Origin of the sequence: Chitinasiproducens palmae, from assembly GCF_900095735.1 — a bacterium.
In the GTDB taxonomy this organism is placed as follows: domain Bacteria; phylum Pseudomonadota; class Gammaproteobacteria; order Burkholderiales; family Burkholderiaceae; genus Chitinasiproducens; species Chitinasiproducens palmae.
Map to the genome: position 1 here is coordinate 799,433 of NZ_FNLO01000001.1, position 18,673 is coordinate 818,105.

At 67.4% G+C, this 18,673-nt stretch carries 12 protein-coding genes; 5 read left to right on the forward strand and 7 right to left on the reverse strand.

Annotated features, from left to right (window positions below; genetic code table 11):
• Window positions 1-161: 161 nt before the first annotated feature.
• Window positions 162-1,763: a peptide chain release factor 3 gene (locus tag BLU54_RS03090; protein WP_091904391.1), complete on the forward strand. Its 1,602-nt coding sequence runs from the start codon at window positions 162-164 to the stop codon at window positions 1,761-1,763.
• A gap of 611 nt (window positions 1,764-2,374) precedes the next feature.
• Window positions 2,375-4,300 (forward strand): hybrid sensor histidine kinase/response regulator, encoded by a 1,926-nt coding sequence (locus BLU54_RS03095; RefSeq protein WP_091904559.1) that lies wholly within the window; start codon window positions 2,375-2,377, stop codon window positions 4,298-4,300.
• Window positions 4,301-4,511: 211 nt separating this feature from the next.
• On the opposite strand, the gene BLU54_RS03100 is transcribed toward BLU54_RS03095, so the two are convergent.
• Both BLU54_RS03100 and BLU54_RS03105 read right to left on the reverse strand, forming a co-directional pair.
• Entirely contained in the window at window positions 4,512-4,922 is a 411-nt protein-coding gene (locus tag BLU54_RS03100) for a hypothetical protein (RefSeq protein ID WP_091904393.1), read from the reverse strand.
• A 233-nt stretch (window positions 4,923-5,155) separates the two neighbouring features.
• Window positions 5,156-5,644 (reverse strand): nuclear transport factor 2 family protein, encoded by a 489-nt coding sequence (locus BLU54_RS03105; protein WP_091904395.1) that lies wholly within the window; start codon window positions 5,642-5,644, stop codon window positions 5,156-5,158.
• 286 nt (window positions 5,645-5,930) lie between these two features.
• On the opposite strand from BLU54_RS03105, the gene BLU54_RS03110 reads away from it, so the two are divergent.
• Entirely contained in the window at window positions 5,931-8,327 is a 2,397-nt protein-coding gene (locus tag BLU54_RS03110; protein WP_091904397.1) for a hybrid sensor histidine kinase/response regulator, read from the forward strand.
• A gap of 161 nt (window positions 8,328-8,488) precedes the next feature.
• Here BLU54_RS03110 and BLU54_RS03115 read toward each other — a convergent pair whose 3' ends face one another.
• The 4 genes from BLU54_RS03115 to BLU54_RS03135 form a co-directional block, all read right to left on the reverse strand.
• Window positions 8,489-11,137 (reverse strand): ATP-binding cassette domain-containing protein, encoded by a 2,649-nt coding sequence (locus tag BLU54_RS03115; protein ID WP_091904399.1) that lies wholly within the window; start codon window positions 11,135-11,137, stop codon window positions 8,489-8,491.
• A gap of 354 nt (window positions 11,138-11,491) precedes the next feature.
• The gene (locus BLU54_RS03125; protein WP_091904403.1) at window positions 11,492-12,379 is read right to left on the reverse strand and encodes an alpha/beta fold hydrolase; all 888 of its coding nucleotides are present in this window, start codon (window positions 12,377-12,379) and stop codon (window positions 11,492-11,494) included.
• A 258-nt stretch (window positions 12,380-12,637) separates the two neighbouring features.
• Window positions 12,638-14,293 carry a methyl-accepting chemotaxis protein gene (locus tag BLU54_RS03130; protein ID WP_091904405.1) on the reverse strand — a complete coding sequence of 552 codons (1,656 nt, stop codon included), beginning with the start codon at window positions 14,291-14,293 and terminating at the stop codon, window positions 12,638-12,640.
• 357 nt (window positions 14,294-14,650) lie between these two features.
• Window positions 14,651-15,061, reverse strand: coding sequence for a TetR/AcrR family transcriptional regulator (locus BLU54_RS03135; protein WP_235837752.1), 411 nt, complete (start codon window positions 15,059-15,061; stop codon window positions 14,651-14,653).
• A 697-nt stretch (window positions 15,062-15,758) separates the two neighbouring features.
• On the opposite strand from BLU54_RS03135, the gene BLU54_RS03140 reads away from it, so the two are divergent.
• The gene (locus tag BLU54_RS03140; protein ID WP_091904407.1) at window positions 15,759-16,628 is read left to right on the forward strand and encodes an NAD(P)-dependent oxidoreductase; all 870 of its coding nucleotides are present in this window, start codon (window positions 15,759-15,761) and stop codon (window positions 16,626-16,628) included.
• Between the two features lie 290 nt (window positions 16,629-16,918).
• A complete protein-coding gene (locus BLU54_RS03145) occupies window positions 16,919-17,971 on the forward strand; it encodes a GlxA family transcriptional regulator (RefSeq protein ID WP_091904409.1) in 1,053 nt (350 codons plus the stop codon).
• Window positions 17,972-17,989: 18 nt separating this feature from the next.
• Here BLU54_RS03145 and BLU54_RS03150 read toward each other — a convergent pair.
• On the reverse strand, window positions 17,990-18,673 hold a 684-nt coding region (locus BLU54_RS03150; protein ID WP_139169440.1), incomplete at its 5' end, for a zinc-binding dehydrogenase.

Sequence of the window (18,673 nt, forward strand, 5' to 3'; positions counted from 1 at the left end):
AGCGGCGAACTGCAGCGGTAAGCCGCAGCAGTAAGCGGCAGGGTCGCGCCGATGACGTGTATGATCCGGCCACGCTCCATTTACTCTCCTGCCCGGTTCCTCGCGCATGCTTGCGGCATGTGTCGCGGCCTGACCGGGTTGGACCGCTCCGCCCTCATCGCATGTCAGTCTCAGAACTCAAACGACGCCGCACCTTCGCGGTCATTTCCCACCCTGACGCGGGCAAGACCACGCTGACCGAGAAGCTGTTGCTGTTCTCGGGCGCGATTCAGATTGCCGGGACGGTCAAGGGGCGCAAGAGCAGCCGCTTCGCGACCTCCGACTGGATGGACATCGAAAAGCAGCGTGGCATTTCGGTCGCCAGCTCGGTGATGCAGTTCGAGTACGGCGATGCGGTGATGAATCTGCTCGACACCCCGGGCCACGAAGACTTCTCCGAGGATACGTATCGCGTGTTGACCGCCGTCGACGCGGCGATCATGGTGATCGACGGCGCCAACGGCGTTGAAGCACAAACGCTCAAGCTGCTGGAAGTCTGTCGCAGCCGCAAGACCCCGATCATCACCTTCATCAACAAGCTCGACCGCGAAGTGCGTCAGCCGCTCGATCTGCTCGATGAGATCGAACAGCATCTCGGCGTCGCCGCCGTTCCGTTCACCTGGCCGATCGGCATGGGCAAGGAATTCCAGGGTGTCTATGACATCCGCCACGACCAGGTGCGCGTATTTCGCGCGGGTCAGGAGACCCTCGACGGTGCGGTCGAGACGCTGCAGGGCTTGGGCGATGCGGACGGCGAGCGCCGTTTCGGTCCGGCGTGGCTGCGCACCCGCGAGGAGGTCGAGCTGATCACCGGCGCGTCCCCTGCTTTTGACAAGGAAGCGTTCCTGCGCGGCGACCAATCGCCGGTGCTGTTCGGTTCGGCGATCAACAACTTCGGCGTGAAGGAAATCCTCGACACGATGGTCGAACTCGCGCCGCCGCCCTCGGCCCGCATGACAGTACAACGGCCGGTCGATCCGGCGGAGCCGAAATTCACCGGTGTGGTCTTTAAGGTCCAGGCCAACATGGACCTTGCGCACCGGGACCGCGTGGCGTTCATCCGCGTCTGCTCGGGTCGCTTCGAGCGGGGCATGGCGCTGAAGGTGTCGCGCACCGGCAAGACCTTTCGGGCCAACAACGTCGTCGCCTTCCTGTCGCAGCGCCGCGAGACGATCAGCGAGGCCTATCCGGGCGACATCATCGGCATCCCCAATCACGGCACGCTCAGTCTAGGCGACACGCTGACCGAGGGTGAGGATCTTCAGTTCATCGGCCTGCCTTTCTTCGCACCCGAAATTTTCCAGACCATCGAGGTCGTCGATCCGATGCGCGCCAAGCAGCTCGGCGAGGCGCTTCGACAGTTCGGGGATGAAGGCGCAATCCAGGTGTTTCGCCCGGTGCTCGGCGGCAGTCTGGTGCTCGGCGCAGTGGGCCAGTTGCAGTTCGAGGTGGTCAAGCACCGGCTGGCCGCCGAATACAAGGTGGAAGTGCGGATCTCGCCGGCCCGCTATCGAATGTCGCGGTGGGTAACGTGCGACGACCCCGCCGAGCTGCGCCGTTTCTCGGACTCATACGCGGCGCGGATGGCGCTGGACGCCGCCGACGCCCCCACCTATCTGGCCACGCACGGCTCCGAGATCGAAGTGGCGCAGAAATTGTGGCCGAAGATCGTCTTCAACGAGCTGCGCGAGCGGTCCGGCCAGCCCTTCAAGAAGACACGCTGAAGCCGGCGGCGCGGCGTGACCAGCCTGGCACCGGCGAGTCGTCGCACACGCCATCAGCCCAGGCGCGGCATCGCTGGCTCGCTGGCTCGCTGGCTGGCTGACCGACGAACGGCGGAGGCGAGCGGCTGAGCCCTCTCGTTCGCGAACATGCCGGTAGCGCAGGGTCTCGTCGGCAAGGGTGAGCGCCGCACGGGCCGACGCCGGTTCCGAAGGCAGGCGCACCAGCGCGAGCAGCGTTGTCGACCGCCGAGAGAGGCATCGCGGCGGCCGGGCACTGCCAGTTTCGCGCCGGCGGTCGGGCGCGAACCGCGTCTCCAGGCACACCGTGGTCACCGTCCTGCCCGCGCATCACCCGGCCGTCCGCTACCCGCCACCGGCTACCCATCACCCGCTCGCCGCGATGCATGCGGGCACCGTGCACGGACCGGCGCGAGGGTCCACGCTTCCGTGCCCGAGTCGCGTATGATGGAACGCGCGTCGCGAGCCGGCTCCTGCCGGCAAGCGGTCGTTCGCTGGATGTGCGGTCGTTGGCCAGGCATCCGGCCGATTTCAGCCTGTCCCAGGCAGTACGCGCCCGGCCGCTGGCCTTCGTCCAATCAGATGCCGACCCGATGTCCAACGAGCGCCCACTTCCCCGCAACACTGCCGCCGCCGATGCGCAGCCGGCAGCGCCGACCGATCCCTCCAAAACCGCGGTCTATCTCGTCGACCTCGACGGCTTGGTCACCAGCTGCAATCGGGCGGCGCGCCAGCTCAGCGGCGCGGCCGATGAAGCGATCATCGGCCAGCCCTATTCGCTGTTCCATACTGCCGAAGACCGCGCAGCCGGTGTTCCCGAGCGCAACCTGCGCCACGCGCGCGAGCACGGCCATTTCGGAACCGAGGGCTGGCGGGTACGCCCCGACGGCTCGCGCTTCTGGGCCAGCGTCGTGCTCGATCCGGTGTACGACGCCGCGGGTCAACAGGTCGGCTTTGCCAAGGTAATCCGCGACGTTACCGCCGAGCATGCCGCGCAGCAGGCGTTGCGCGACAGTGAACAGCGATTCCGGATGCTGGTGCAGGGCGTGACCGACTACGCGTTGTACATGCTCTCGCCGCAGGGCGTGATCACGAACTGGAACGTCGGCGCGCAGCGCATCAAGGGCTACGCGTTCGAGGAAGTGATCGACACGCACTTCTCGCGCTTCTACACCGACACCGATCGCGCCGACGATGCCCCAGGCCGTGCGCTGCGCACCGCGGCGGAGGTCGGACGCTACGAGCAGGAAGGCTGGCGCGTGCGCAAGGATGGTTCGCGCTTCTGGGCCCACGTCGTGATCGACGCGATCCACGATCCGGCCGGCACCTTGATCGGCTTCGCGAAGATCACTCGCGACGTCACGGAGCGCAAGGAAGCGATGGCGGCGCTCGAACGGGCCAACGCGGCCCTGTTCCAGTCGCAGAAGATGGAAGCGATCGGTCAGCTTACCGGCGGCATCGCGCATGACTTCAACAACCTGCTGGCGGTGGTCGGCAGCAGCGTCGACCTGCTCGCGGCGCGCCTGCACGAGCCGTCCGAGCGGCGCCTGCTGGACGGCATCCATCACGCGGTCGACCGCGGTGCGGCGCTGACCCAGCAACTGCTGTCGTTCGCGCGCAAACAACCGCTGCAGGTCGAGGCACACAATCTGAATTCCCTGATCGGCGGCTTCGAATCGATGCTGCGGCGGGCCAGCAACGCCTCGATCACATTCGACATCGATCTGGCCGCCGAGCTGCCGGCCGTTTCGGTCGATGCGGCGCGTTTCGAAGCGGCGCTGTTGAACCTGGTGGTGAACGCACGCGATGCGATGCCGGATGGCGGCACGCTGCGCTTGCGCACGGCGCTGGTCGCGCTGCAAGCCAACGAAGTCGGCACGCTGGCCGCCGGCAACTACGTGTGTGTGTCGGTGCGCGACACCGGCGTCGGCATGGACGAGCGCACGGTGCAGCGCGTGCTCGAACCGTTCTTCACCACCAAGCCACCGGGCAAGGGCACCGGCCTGGGCCTGAGCCAGGTTTACGGCTTCATCACGCAGTCGGGCGGCGACCTTCACATCGACAGCACACCCGGCGCCGGCACGACGGTGGCGATCTACCTGCCGGCCGGCACGGCGGCCGCCGCGCCGTCCATGCCCACCGATCCCGAAGCCGGGGCGGCGGAACGCGTGCTGATCGTCGAAGACGAGGAAACAGTGATGGAGGTCGCCACCCAACTGTTCCGCAGCCTCGGCTTCGAGGTGCTGACCGCGAGCAATGGCCGCGATGCGCTGGCGGTTCTCGAACGCGAACCGCGCATCGATCTACTGTTCACGGACGTGACGATGCCGGGCGGAATGGACGGCATTCAGCTCGCTCGCAAGGCGCGGGCGTTGCGGCCGCAAATGCGCGTGCTGCTTGCCTCGGGCTATCCGCTGCCGGCGCTGGCCGCGCAGCACGGCGCACTCGACGAGTTCGTGCTGGTGAACAAGCCGTACCGACTGTCCGACCTGGCGCGCAAGCTGCGTACGCTGCACTGATACCGCACGCGGCGGCAGTGAACATTTGCGCACGGGATCGCACCGCGTCAAGCGTGCGCACCCCTCGCAATCGAACGGGACGACCGGCGACGGCGCGTGTGGCAAACGGCAGAAGCGGCCCACGTCACCCGGCGCCTTGCCCGGCGCTCCACTCGGCGCCTCGCCGGTCTGCCGGCAGGCGGCCGGCGCGCCGGGGCAGCCGGCCCAGCGCTCAGTCGCCCTTCTCGGTCCATCCCGACTGGATCATGCAGTTCCGGATCAACGCGGAACGTCCGTCGGCATTGGCGTCCCGCGTCGTATAGGTCGCGTCGCGCCAGACTTGCTTCTGTTTGCAGTCGTTGCCGCCCGCCGAGTTGCGCGTGCACTCGATGCCGCCCGAGGTGTAACCCGCCGGAGTGATCTGTTGCGGCACTGTCGCAGCCGGCAGGCGTTGATACGCATCGGCTTCGCAACGTGCGTGGGCGGTGCGGAAGTCCTGCTGGGACGCGCCCGGCTTGACCCACTCGCGCTGACAGCCAGCCAGTGCGGTGGCCGCCAGCAGCGCCAGCAGCGCGCCATGCGGCCGCGAACCCAGGCCCCGACCGCTTGCCCTTGTCTTGTCGATATTGTTGTTGCGCGTCACGATCTCAAGTCTCCACGGTGGCGGTCAGGCCCCGCACCCGACCGGCGCCAGACGGCGCGCTCCGATTCTAGCGCGGCCGCCGCGGCACCGACAGCGGGAAATGGATTGGCCCCTCAGCCGCGCATGGAGTGCAATCGAAGCACGCCGGAGCGAGCTGCGCGCCGTACCAGTGCGCAACCCGTCGTGCGACGCCCCGTGGGTCGCTTCCCCAGCCGGTCGGTCAGTGCCTCCTCTCAGAGACCCAGCGCGTCGAGCGCCGCGAAGTCCTGTGGCCGCGGGCCCTCGGCCCAGGTCAGCCGGCGCTCGCTGGCGGCGATCGCCACATCGTTGATGCTGGCGTGACGTTGCGCCATCAGGCCGTTTGCGTCGAACAACCAGTTTTCGTTGCCATATGAGCGGAACCAGTTGCCCTGCGCGTCATGCCACTCGTAGGCGAACCGGACCGCGATCCGCGCGTCGTCGAAGGCCCACAACCCTTTGATCAGCTTGTAGTCCTGCTCTCGCTGCCACTTGCGCGTGAGAAACGCTTCGACGGCGGCGCGCCCCTGCAGGAATTCGTCGCGATTCCGCCACCGCGTATCGATCGTGTACGCCTGCGCGACGCGCTGGGGGTCGCGTGTGTTCCAGGCATCCTCGGCCGCCCGCACCTTCTGCAGCGCGGTCTCGCGCGTGAACGGCGGCAGCGGGGGGCGAACGGCGGGCGCGGCCGTGGCATCGGTCATATCAGGGCTCCGGGCGTTGAGAACGATGCCGTTAGCGCAACGCGCGCTCGCACGTCAGCGCCGGCATGCGAGCGATTCTAGCACCGGGCAAAGTGCTGATTGAGCGCGCGCTTGCGCAAATGGCGCAGCTGGAGTGCGGCGCGCCCGATACACTTCGGTATCTAATTGCGTTGCCGGACGCACGGGCGCGGTATCCTGTCGGCTTCGCGAAAAGGACGTCGGACCGCTCGGGGGCGCCGACGACGGGCATTCGCTACGCGAACGGCGACGAGGGGACTGTTCGAGCATGGATGAAGCACAATTGCGGAGCCGCCTCGCGGCGCTGGAAGCCGAGAACGCGCGCCTGCGCGCCGGCACGGCACCCGGCCGCGCGGAAATCTGCGCGCTGCTCGAAGCAGTCAAGGACCACGCAATCGTCGTCATCGATCTGGACGGGATCGTCGTCGAGTGGGGCGAAGGCGCGCGGGCAGTGTTCGGCTGGACGCGGGACGCCATGCTCGGCGAGTCTCTTGCGCGCGTCTTCACGCCGGAGGACCAGGCTGCAGGCCGCCCGCGGGACGAGATCGCGGAAGCGTTGCGCGAGGGCCGCGCACCGGACGAGCGCTGGCACGTGCGCGCCGACGGCAGCCGGTTCTGGGCATGCGGCGAAATGCGGCCGCTGCGCGATCAGACCGGCCGCGTGGTCGGCCTCGTCAAGTCGTTGAGCGACCGCACCGAGGCGCGGCACACCTCCCAGGAATTGAGGGCGAGCGAATCGCGCTATCAGACCCTGTTCGAGGCCATCGACGCCGGCTTCTGCGTGGTCGAAATGAAGTTCGACGAAACCGGCAAAGCCAGCGACTACCTGTTTCTCGAAACCAACCCCGCGTTCGAAATACAGACCGGCCTGCGAAACGCAGCGGGCCACTGGATGCGCGAGCTTGCGCCCGAACACGAGGAGCATTGGTTCCGCACCTATGGCGACGTTGCGCTGACCGGCAAGCCGGCGCGCTTCGAAAATGTCGCCGAGGCGCTTGGACGCTGGTACGACGTCCACGCACTACGGATCGGCGATCCGGCCAAGCGCCACGTCGCCATCCTGTTCAACGACATCTCGAACCGCCGTCGTGCCGAGCTGGCGCTGCAGCGCCTGACCGAGTCGTTGCAACAGGAAGTGGAGACGCGTACCCGCGACCGCAACCAGCTTTGGGAATTGTCGACCGACATCATGCTGCGCTGCCGGCTCGACGGACGCATTCTCGCGGTCAATCCGGCGTGGGCCGACACGCTGGGCTGGACCGAGAGCCAGTTGATCGGAGCGAACATCCTCGACCTGATCCACCCCGACGACATCAAGGCGACGCGCGACGCGATGACCTACTGCAAGCGCGGCGAGGCGTTGTCGCGTTTCGAAAATCGCTACCGGACCCGCGGCGGCGGATACCGCTGGATCGACTGGTCGGCGCGCGCGGCGGATGAGGTACTGAATGCGGTCGGCCGCGACATCAGCGAAGACAAGGAACGGATCGCCGCCCTGGAGCGGGCCGAAGCGCAACTGCGCCAGAGTCAGAAGATGGAAGCGGTGGGCCAGTTGACGGGCGGACTCGCCCACGATTTCAACAATCTGCTGACCAGCATTACCGGCAGCCTCGATCTCCTGCAGGCACGGCTCGATCAGGGCCGTCAGGACGAGGCATCGCGCTATATCGGCACCGCGCAGAGCGCCGCGAGCCGCGCAGCCGCGCTGACGCATCGTCTGCTCGCCTTTTCCAGGAGACAGACGCTCGACCCCAAGCCGACCGACGTGAACCGCCTCGTCGCCGGCATGGAGGACATCGTGCGCCGTACGGTCGGCCCCGCGATCGAGCTCACCGTCAGTGCGGATCCGGGCCTGTGGCCGACGCTGGTCGATCCGAACCAGCTTGAAAACGCGCTGCTCAATCTGTGCATCAACGCGCGCGACGCAATGCCGGGCGGCGGTCGGCTCACGGTCGAGACCGCCAACCGGTGGCTCGACGCGAAGGCGGCCGGCACGTTCGACGTCGCGCCCGGCCAATATATCGCGCTGAGCGTGTCGGACACCGGCGCCGGCATGACGGCCGACGTGGCGGCGAAGGCCTTCGACCCGTTCTTCACCACCAAGCCGCTCGGCATGGGCACCGGCCTAGGTCTGTCGATGATCTACGGCTTCGCGCGGCAGACCGGCGGTCAGGTGCGAATCTACAGCGAGCCGGGCCAGGGCACCACGGTAAGCCTGTATCTGCCGCGCCACCGCTATGACGAGGCGATCGTCCACGGGGTCGCGGCCGTGGCGCCGGTGACGCCGGCCGGCCAGGGAGAAACCGTGCTGGTGGTGGACGACGAGCCGGCGATCCGCATGGTGATCACGGAGACATTGCAGGACCTGGGCTATCACGCACTCGAAGCGACCGACGGCGCGGGCGGTCTGTCCATCTTGAATTCGGATGCGCACATCGACCTTCTCGTCACTGACGTGGGACTACCCGGCGGCATGAACGGCCGACAGATGGCGGATGCCGCGCGTGTACGCCGACCGACCCTGAAGGTGCTGTTCATCACCGGTTATGCGGAAAATGCAGTGGTCGGCAATGGCAACCTCGATCCCGGCATGCACGTGATGTCCAAGCCATTTGCAATCGACAGCCTGGCCGTGCGGATCAAGCAACTGATCGATTCGCCATGAGACCGGCTTCGGCCGCAGCGTCGCCAGCGTAAGCCCGGACGGGGCGCAGCGAGTGCAGCGGCTGCAGCGGCAGGACGCCCCTCGAAGGCCAAGCGGTGCGTCGGCGATGGTGCGCCGCTGACGTCCTGCCTGGGCAGCACCGCTGGTGCGCCGGCAGGGCCTCAGTTCGACGCGCGCGGCGGGCGGCGCGCCAAGGCGATCTCGCCGAGCAGCGTCTCCGCCAGCACTGGCTTGGTGAGCGACGCGGTAAAGCCGGCTTCGCGGGCAGCGTCGCGGTCCTGCACGTCCGAATAACCGGTCATCGCAATCGCGGGCACGCGTGCCGCTGCCGCCACGCCACGTGTCGCCTCAAGGCTCCTGACCTGTCCCAACAACGCATAACCGTTTGGCGAATCGCCGAGCACGATGTCGCACAGCACCACATGCGGCCAGTCGGCGTCGGGCAGGTCGGTCAGCAGCTGCAAGGCTTCGGTTGCCGAACCGGCCAGCAGCACCTGCGCGCCATAACTGTCCAGCAGCGCCTCCAGGGCGTCGCGCGCCTCTTCCTGGTCGTCGACCACCAGCAGCGTGCAGCCGCGCAGTGGCGCGCCTGCCGGCAGTGCCGGCGCTTCGATGACGGGCCGTAGCGGCAGCACGGCTTGATAGGCAACCCGCCCTTCGATGGTCGCAAGACCGAGCGTGCCGCCGAAGGCCGCGAGGCCCGCCTCGATGCGGCGCGCCAACTGTGCGGAAATCGGCGCCGGTTCGGGATGACTGCCGACCGCACTGAGCAGCGCGTCGTTGTCCCGCCGATCGATCCGCAGTTCGATCGTATCGCCCGGGGCCGCACGCTCGATTTCCGCCTCGCACAGCCGGACGATCGCCCGTTGCAATTGCTCGGGGTTGGCTGTGGCGCTCAACTGCCCGGTCGCGACGACCGTCTCAAGCCGCACCTGCGCGTCCGCAATCTCAGGCGCCAGTGCATCGGCGACACCAGCCACGAAGGCCGCCAGCGCGACAGGCTCGGCGCCCAGCTTGCGCTGTGCGTGTTCCAACTCGCCCTGCTGGCGCTGCAGGGACCACATCTGCGCATAGACCCCGCCCTGCGCGATCAACTGCTGATGCGTGCCCTGCTCGACCACGCGTCCGAACTCCATCACCAGGATCCAGTCCGCGTCCACGACGGTCGACAGTCGATGTGCAATCACGACCGACGTGCGCCCTTCGGCCAGCGAGGTCAGCTCGTTCTGGATCGCGCGTTCGGAACGCGTGTCGAGGGCCGAGGTGGCCTCATCGAAGACGATGATGCGGGGATCTTTCAAAATCGCACGGGCGATCGCGATGCGCTGCCGCTCGCCGCCCGACAGGCGTACGCCCCGTTCGCCGACGCGGGTGTCGTAGTGGTCGGGCAAGCGCTCGATGAATTCGTCGAGTTGCGCCGCGCGGGCGGCGCGCACAATCTCGGCGCGCGTCGCATCGGGCCGTCCGTAGGCGATGTTGTAGGCGATCGTCTCGTTGAACAGCACGGTATCCTGCGGCACGATGCCGATCGCCTCGCGCAGGCTGCGCTGCGTCAGGCCGCGCAGGTCCTGCCCGTCGATGGTGATGGCGCCGGCATCCGGGGCGTACAGCCGGAACAGCAGCTTGACGAGCGTCGACTTGCCCGAGCCGCTGCCACCGACGACGGCGAGCGTCTTGCCCGCGTAGGCGCGAAAACTTACGTCGCGCAGGATCGGGCGGCTGGCCTCGTAGCCGAAGCTGACGTTGTCGAACACGATGTCGCCGGCCTGCAGGCGAAGCGGCTGCGCGTCGGGGTCGTCGACGTCCTCGCCTGGCCGTCGCTCGGCGTCGAGTATCGCGAACATGCGCTCGACGTTCACCAGCGCGTCGTTCGTCTCCCGAAACACGAAACCGAGCGCATTCAGCGGCATGCAGACCTGGATGATGTAAGCGTTGACCAGCACCAGATCGCCCACGCTCATGCGTCCGACCGCGACGTGCTGCACCGCGAGAAGCATCATCGCGGCGATGCCCAGCGCGATGACCGCGCTCTGCGCGACGTGCAATTGCGTGAGCGCGCGCTGATTCGCCAGCCGCGCATGTACCCAGCGCTCCAGAATCGCATTCAGGCGTTCGGACTCGACATGCTCGGTCGCGAAATACTTGACCGTGTCTTGATTCAGCAGGCTGTCGACCAGCCGGCTGTCGGACTGCGCTTCGAGCTGGTTGACCGTGCGCTGAACGACCATGCGCCGACGCGTGAAGATCGTCGTGCACACCGCATAGGCGACGAAAGTGGCGGCGATGATCAGGATGAAATTGAACGGATAGCCTGCGACCATGATCGCCACTACCGCGCCGATCTCGATCAACGCCGGCACGATCGTGAACAGCGCAGTACCAAGCAGGTAGCCGATTCCGTCCGCGCCCTTCTGCACGTCGCGCACGACCGCGCCGGTCTCGCGTCGGGCATGGAAGCGCGCGCCCATCGTGTGCAGATGGCTGACGACCCGGGACGTGAACGCGGCCACCGTGCGCTGCGTGACCAGGCTGAACGTCACGTCCCGGGCTTCGCCGAGCGCGTCGCCCAGGAAGCGCACAATGGCGTAGGCCAGCACCAGGAAGACCGGAAACAGCACCATGGCTGCCGGATGCGCCAGTTCGTCGACGAGTTCACGCAGCAGCAGCGGCACCGATACGCCCGCCAGCTTGGCGCCTACCATCAAAGCGGCGGCGGCCAGCGTGCGGCCGCGGAACGCCCAGATCGCCTGCCAAAGATCTCGGAACAGGCGACGGCGCACGGAAGCCCGGGCGGAAGTGGTGGCAGTCATGATTCGATCATCGAGACGCCCTCCGGGCGCGAGTGGACGGCGGTAGACGGCGGTAGACGGCGGTGGACGGCGGTGGACGGCTGCGCCGGACGCGCGGTTGGAAGCAAGAGGTATTCCGAGCAGCGCGCCGCGCCGCGTCGGTCTTGGCCGGGGCGCGCGCGAGGGGCCGACCGGATGGCTGCCTCGCCGGAACGCGGCGCGCTTTGGCGAGGCAAACCCTGGCCGGCGCGGTTGCCCCGTTTGCTCTGGGGGCCAGCACGGGTGCCGTCGATGCCGTTGCCGAATTGCTTCGCGTCGCGCAAGGCACGTGCGCCGCTATGCGAGGCGCGCCGTTGCGATGCGAATCCAGAGTGCTCAGCGTGCGCGGAAATACGCGATCACCGCGTCGGCGACCTGCTGAGGAGCTTCCCGCGCCGGAAAGTGTCCGACGCCGTCCAGCACAAGGCGGGTGTAGCCCGCAGTGAAGCACGCTTCCTGCCCGCTGGTCGTGGCAGGCTCGGTGCAGGTATCGCTTGCCCCCTGCACGACGAGCGTCGGAACGTCGATTTGTCCGATCTGCGCCAGTCGCTCGGTGGCGGCTGCGTAGCGCGGATCGGACGCCTCGTCGTTACGCCAACGACGTCGATATGCGTTCAACGTGATCGGCAACCAATCCGGATTGCGGAACGCCGCCGCTGTTGCGCTGAACTCTGCCTCGTCGAACCAGCCGGGTGGCGACCAGCCATCCCACTGGCTACGTGCGAATCCGATCGGGTCGGCCGCGATCGCCTGGGGGCCGCCGTCGAGCGACATGAACCACTGATACCAATAGTGACGCGACTGGGTAAAGGTGGCCGGTATGACGAAACGCCCGTACGGCTGGAAAGCCACGCTCAGCGAGACGATTCGGCGGATTCGATCGGAATGGAGGGCCGCCAGCGTGAACGCGGCGCGACCGCCCCAGTCATGGCCGACGACGTCGACGCGCGCCACGCCCAGCGCGTCGAGCACGTCGATCGCGTCCTGCGTCAGCGCAACGGCCGAGCCGTCACGTACGGTCGCGCTCGACAGGAAGCGAGTGCCGCCCGTGCCGCGCAACGTCGGCACGATTGTCCGGTACCCGGCGGCGTGCAGCCGCGCCGCGATTGCGCTCCAGCCACGTGGCGCATCGGGCCAGCCGTGGAGCAGCAACACCGGCGTGCCGTCGTCCGGCCCCGCGCATGCAACCTCGACCTCCAGCACCCCGGTTTTCACCTGCGTCATCGTGCGCTCTCCTTGCGACCGCGGTCCGGTCGGCAGCTAGTTGGCGATCACCGCCCCGACCCGACATCCCACGGCGACCGATCTCAACGCAAGCATGCAACGCGCCAATCGCGAGCGAGGCGCTCGACCGGCGCTCGACTGGCGCGCGGATGGCATCCGCGAGCGAGGGCACCTCATGGCGGCGTGGCCGGCGTGCACATGCGCCGCACGGACGGTGAAGCACTGATCAGCGCGGCATGCCCCCAGCCGCGCAGCCGCTCACGCGAAACGTACGTCGCCAGCCGCGCCCGTCCAGCCACCCAACGCGCCGCGCCCACCATCGACCGCGGCGTCCAGGTCCGACGTCCGGCCGCCATGCACAGCGCGGTTCAGCCGGAACACCGCCGTCACCTCGCCGAGATGTGCCGCCTGTTCCTTCAATTGCGCGGCTGCTGCGGCGGCCTCCTCGACCAGCGCGGCGTTGCGTTGGGTGGTGCCGTCCATCTGCGAGACGGCGCGGTTGATCTCCTCGATGCCCAGGCTCTGTTGCTTCGACGCGGACGCGATTTCGTCGACGATCGTCGTCACGCGGGCCACCGCGCGGACGATGTCGCCCATTGCCTGCCCCGCACTCTCCGCGCGGTCGGCGCCGGCCTCGATCCGCGACAGCGAGGCATCGATCAACACGCGTATCTCTTTTGCCGCCGCCGCACTGCGCTGGGCAAGATTGCGCACCTCGCCCGCCACGACCGCGAAGCCGCGCCCGTTCTCGCCGGCGCGGGCCGCCTCGACCGCCGCGTTGAGCGCCAGGATATTGGTCTGGAAAGCAATGCCGTCGATCACCGACGTGATGTCGGCCACTTGCTTGGAACTCTCGGCAATCGCCCGCACGTCGCTGACGACCTGCTCGACCACCTGCCCGCCGTTGCTCGCCTCGGACGACGCGTCGCCGGCCAGTCGGCTCGCCTGCGCGGCATTGTCGGCGTTCTGACGCACGGTCGCGGTCAGTTGGTCCATTGCGGCGGCAGTCTCCTCAAGCGAGGCGGCCTGCTCCTCGGTGCGGCTCGACAGGTCGGCGTTGCCAGCGGCGATCTCGCCCGCGGCAACGTTGATCGCGTCGGCCACCTGCTTGACCCGCGCGACGGTGCTGGCCAGCGTATCGCGCGTGTAGGCGATGGCGGCAACGACACTTGCGTCGTCACCGGCCTTGACGTCGATCGTGCCGGTCAGATCTCCGGCCGCGATCTCACGAGCCAGACGTGCTGCCTCGACCGGCTCGCCGCCCAGCGAGCGGCGCACGCTGCGGATCGCCATGGCGGCCAGGCTGGAGATCAGGATACCCAGCACCACCAGCATCGCGATCGAATTGCGCAAGGTGGCGCGGAAGCTTGCTTCGATGTCGTCCTTGTAGGCACCAGCGATGAAATCCCAGCCCCACGGCTGGAAGCGCTTGACATAGCCCATCTTCGGACTCGGGTCGGATGCGCCCGGCCGCGGCCACCAATATTCAAGATATCCGGCGCCCTGCGGCGAGCTGCCCAGCGCGGCAATGTTGCGGTACAGGTAATCGCCCTTGGCGTCCTGCCAGGCCGACATGTCCTTGCCATTGAGCTTCGGATTGATCGGATGCATCACGACCGCCGAATTCGTGCCGACGATGGTGAGATAGCCGTTGCCGGTGAAGCGCATGTCGGCGATGCGGGCAATCGCGTCAGCCTTCGCGGCCTCCGGGGTCAGGGTGCCGGCGGCACCCGCCTTCTCCAGACCAGCGGCAGTCGTGTACGCCATCTCGACGATATCGGCCAGCGCCTGCTCGCGTTCGGCAAGCTGGAGCCGGCGCGTCTGCGTCGCATCCCAAATGGTCAGGGCCAACAGCCCCACCCACGCCAGCAGCAGCGGCAGCCACAGTTTTTGACTCAGGCTCAAGCGGTTCATTCGCGTCTCGGATAGAAGAACGGTCGTGCGGCGCACAGAATGGCGCCGCCTATCCGGTTTACGGCTGGCGCGGGCAGTTCCTTAGGGCCGCGCAAGGTGTCGCGGACGCCTTGCTGGCAAGGACTCGCCAATCCGACGCCCGCCTGTTGCACCGATGCGTCGGTGAGGCGGTGCGTTGGTCGTTGGTGCGGCGGCGCGGCTCCAGTTGCCGTGCGCTTGCGCCGCGAAGCGTCCACGCTAGGTAAGCCTGCCTAGCCCATCCCGTCCGTGCCGGCCGCAGCACGCCCTTACCTGCCAACCCTGCGGGCGCCGCGCGCTTCAGTCCTTGGACACCTGCCGCTGCGTCGTAGCGGCGTTTTAATCCCACACCGCCATCGCCTGCGAGATGGCGGCCTCCATCGCCCCGCGACCGATGCCATCCCGGGCAAGCGTCGACAGGCCGATCAGGAAACTATCGAACACACAGCCCAGCGCGTTCGGGTCCACGTCGTCTCGAAGCTGGCCTGCAGCGATGCCTCGTGCGATGCAGGCGTCGATACCGGCACGGGTGCCCGCGCGCAAACGCGTCAGCGGCGCTGCCACGGTGGCGAGATCCGGATTGGACGCGCTCGACACACCCAGGCCGACCATGCAGCCCTTCGGATGGCCACGCTCACACTGCATGCGCGCCGAACGCCTGAGCGCCTGTTCCAATGCCTGGCGCGGCGGCAGACTCGTATCCCGCAAAGACTCGGTGACGTGCGCATAGGTAGCGAGGTAGCGCGACACGCATTCCTGGAAGAGCGCTTCCTTCGAGCCGAATGCCGCATAGAAGCTCGGCGCCGAGATGCCACCACCGATCGCGGCCTTCAGTTGGCTCGAAGACGCCGAGTCGTCCCCCTGCTCCTAGCAGAGATGCAATGCTTGTTCGACGGCCGCGTCGCGATCGAACCTCCGAGGCCTGCCCATTTGCGCCATGATGTGCTCCCGACCGACATCGATGCTACTCGGCACATAAGTCGTTGATCACATCGCGCTGCCGCGTTATATTTATATCGATCGCTACATAAATGGTTGCGGGTCGAGAGGATGCGCGAGCCTCGCCAATGCAGGCGGTCGATTGCGATCGAAGGACTACGGCCTAACGCTTGCCTTTTGAGCGATTGCCTTGAATAAACTGCCGCCGACGCGGCTTTTTCAAACCACCTTTGTATCGGTCAATCCATAAGTCCCGTGGTTTGCCTGCCCTTGCCAGGCCGCTACGCCGGTATTGGACGCACCCTCGCCCGCAGCAGTGTTCAGCCTTCTCCCGCGCACCGCTGTGGCGATCGGCCCGCGGCCGAGTGTCCAGGGCGCGGCAGCGGGTGCGGGCCGCTCGTCGCAACCAGCGCCGAGCCGGCGCTGGCGCCGCGATCGGACTGGATTCAACCCGCGCCTGCGGTACGGCGCGGCCGATCGAACCACGCTTGATGAGCCGGAGCAACGAATGGACGTTGGATTGATAGGACTGGGCGCGATGGCGCGCGCGATCGCGGAAAATCTGGTCGCAGCCGGTCACCGGGTGAGATGTTGGAACCGCTCGGGCGGCGACGTGGCTGGCGTGGACATGGTGCTGACGCCAGCCGAGGCATTCCAGGCGGATGCCGTGTTCACGCTGTTGTCGGACGATGCGGCAATCCGCGAGGTGTTGATCGAGGGCAACGTGCTCGCGCAGGCGAAACCGGGCATGGTCCACGCCGTCGCCTCCACTGTGTCGGTGGCCTTCTCCGAGGAATTGGTCCAGCATCACCGGCAGGCCGGCATCGACTATGTGGCCGCACCGGTCCTTGGCCGGCCGGACGTGGCGGCAAAAGGCGAGCTGAACGTCCTCGCCGCTGGTGCGCCAGCCGCACTGCAACGACTGCAACCGCTGTTCGAGGTGATCGGGAAGCGCACCTGGCCACTTGGCGATCACCCGCCCGGCGCGCATGCAGCCAAGATCGCCTGCAACATGATGATCGCGATGGCCATCGAAGCAATGGCGGAAGCCGCCGCGCTGACCGACGCGAATGGCGTGCCGCGCGCCGACTTCTTCGAACTGATCCTGGGCACGCTGTTCGGCAGCCGCTCCTACCAGGTGTATTCCGGCCTGATCGTCGAGGGCCAGTACCAACCAGGCTTCAAGGCGAGTCTAGGGCTCAAGGACCTGCGGCTGGCACGCGAAGCGTCGCAAACATTGGCGGCGCCGCTGCCCGCTCTGGAGGCCGTGCATGAGCAAATGCGCAAGGCCGTCGCAGCCGGTGGCGCGGATCGCGACTGGTCAGTGATGGCGGACTACACGTTGAGGGCGGCGAGCGCTCGCGAAGGGAAGCCGTGATCCCTGGAAGCGACGCCATCATCACGCGCAGCGGCGGCGCCTTGCGAACAACAGGGCGTCCCGCGGTGCAGTCGTAGCGCGCGTCCACCCAAGGCAGCGGCTGCCGAACGCGTCCCAAAGCGCCAAGCGTACGGGCCGCCGGCCGACAGACAGCCGGCCCGCCTCGTGGATGGCACCGACGCAACGCCTGACGGGTCCTGGCGCGCCGGCTCACCGGTCCGCACCGCTCGACTCATGCGAGAATTCGGACGGCGCGCCGCGACGGCCTCGCCGCTCGTTCCGCCTTTCCGATGACTGCCGATCCCATTCCGCTGAAAAACGAAGCCACAGAATCGATCACCGTCGACCTGATTGTCTATCCGGGCTTCAAGGCGCTGGAGGCGATCGGCCCGATGAGCGTGTTCGATTATGCGAACCAGCATCTGCAACGCCGTGGCGTCGCTCGGCGTTACGACGTGCGGATCGCGGCCGCTGCAACGGGCGCCGTCGCATCGGACATGCAGATGACGCTGCAAGCCGACAAACGCCTCGATGCGCTCAACCTGCCGGACACCGCCATCATCGTCGGCGCGCGCGATATCGAGAAAGCACTCGACGCATCGGCGGAAGTCGTCGAATGGCTCGGCAAGACGGGCGCGCGCGTGCCCCGCCTCGCCGCCCTGTGCACCGGCACGTTCTTTCTGGCGGCTGCCGGCCTGTTGGATGGCAAGCGCGCGACCACGCATTGGGCGCTCGCCCCGCTGCTTCAGTCGCGACATCCGCATGTGCTTGTCGATGCCGAACGGATCTTCATTCAGCAAGGCCGGCTGTGGACCTCGGCCGGCGTCACGGCCGGCATCGATCTCGCGCTCGCCCTGGTCGAACAGGATTTCGGCAAGGAGGTTGCGCTGGAAGTCGCTGGCGAACTGGTCGTCTACCTGAAGCGCCCGGGCGGTCAGTCGCAATTCAGCATGCACCTGAGCAGCCAGCGCACCGGCCACGATGGCATTGCCGCTGTGCAGGACTGGGTGCTGCGCCACCTCGCCACGTCGCTGTCGGTGGCCGACATGGCGGCACGCTCGGCAATGAGCGCGCGCAACTTCGCGCGTGTGTTCCGCCGCGAAACCGGCATGTCGCCGATGGATTTCGTCGAGCGCGCCCGCGTGGAGGCCGCCCGCAGGGCACTGGAAGACGGCCTCGAACCGCTCAAGGCGATTGCCGACAGCGTCGGCTTTCGCGCTTACGGACCGATGCGTCTCGCGTTCCAGAAACGCCTCGGCATGACGCCGAGCGAGTACCGCCGCCGCTTCGCCACGGCGGCGCAGCGTCCCGGCGTCGACAGCGATGCCGGCGACGGCGTCTGACCCGTTGCGCGGCGACGCTCAGTAGAGCACGACCGAGCGGATCGACTCGCCGCGCTTCATCAGCGCGAAGCCCTCGTTGATGTCCTCCAGCGCCAGCCGGTGCGTGATCAAGTCGTCGATGTTGAGCTTGCCTTCCATATACCAGTCGACGATCTTCGGCACGTCCGTGCGCCCGCGCGCACCGCCAAACGCCGAACCCTTCCACTCGCGCCCGGTCACCAGCTGGAATGGCCGCGTGCTGATCTCCGCGCCCGCCTCCGCCACCCCGATGATGAACGACTGCCCCCAGCCCTTGTGGCAGCACTCCAGCGCCTGGCGCATCGTCTTCGTGTTGCCGATGCACTCGAAGGAATAGTCCGCCCCACCGTCGGTCAGCTGCACGATCGTGTCGACCACATTCTCGACCTCGCCCGGATTGATGAAGTGCGTCATGCCGAACTGGCGCGCCAGCGCCTCGCGCCCCGGGTTCAGGTCGATGCCGATGATCTTGTCCGCCCCGACCATCTTCGCGCCCTGGATCACGTTCAGCCCGATCCCGCCCAGCCCGAACACCACCACGTTCGCGCCCGCCTCCACCTTCGCCGAGAACACCACCGCCCCGACCCCGGTCGTCACCCCGCAGCCGATGTAGCAGACCTTGTCGAACGGCGCGTCCGGGCGGATCTTCGCCAGCGCGATCTCCGGCACCACGATGAAATTCGA

What these genes read in the sequence shown, in the direction of transcription:
- BLU54_RS03140 (WP_091904407.1), top strand. Translation starts at nt 15,759, where the DNA reads ATGGACGTTGGATTGATAGGACTGGGCGCGATGGCGCGCGCGATCGCG.
- BLU54_RS03125 (WP_091904403.1), bottom strand. Translation starts at nt 12,379, where the DNA reads ATGACGCAGGTGAAAACCGGGGTGCTGGAGGTCGAGGTTGCATGCGCG.
- BLU54_RS03110 (WP_091904397.1), top strand. Translation starts at nt 5,931, where the DNA reads ATGGATGAAGCACAATTGCGGAGCCGCCTCGCGGCGCTGGAAGCCGAG.
- BLU54_RS03130 (WP_091904405.1), bottom strand. Translation starts at nt 14,293, where the DNA reads ATGAACCGCTTGAGCCTGAGTCAAAAACTGTGGCTGCCGCTGCTGCTG.
- BLU54_RS03090 (WP_091904391.1), top strand. Translation starts at nt 162, where the DNA reads ATGTCAGTCTCAGAACTCAAACGACGCCGCACCTTCGCGGTCATTTCC.
- BLU54_RS03105 (WP_091904395.1), bottom strand. Translation starts at nt 5,644, where the DNA reads ATGACCGATGCCACGGCCGCGCCCGCCGTTCGCCCCCCGCTGCCGCCG.
- BLU54_RS03115 (WP_091904399.1), bottom strand. Translation starts at nt 11,137, where the DNA reads ATGACTGCCACCACTTCCGCCCGGGCTTCCGTGCGCCGTCGCCTGTTC.
- BLU54_RS03095 (WP_091904559.1), top strand. Translation starts at nt 2,375, where the DNA reads ATGTCCAACGAGCGCCCACTTCCCCGCAACACTGCCGCCGCCGATGCG.
- BLU54_RS03145 (WP_091904409.1), top strand. Translation starts at nt 16,919, where the DNA reads ATGACTGCCGATCCCATTCCGCTGAAAAACGAAGCCACAGAATCGATC.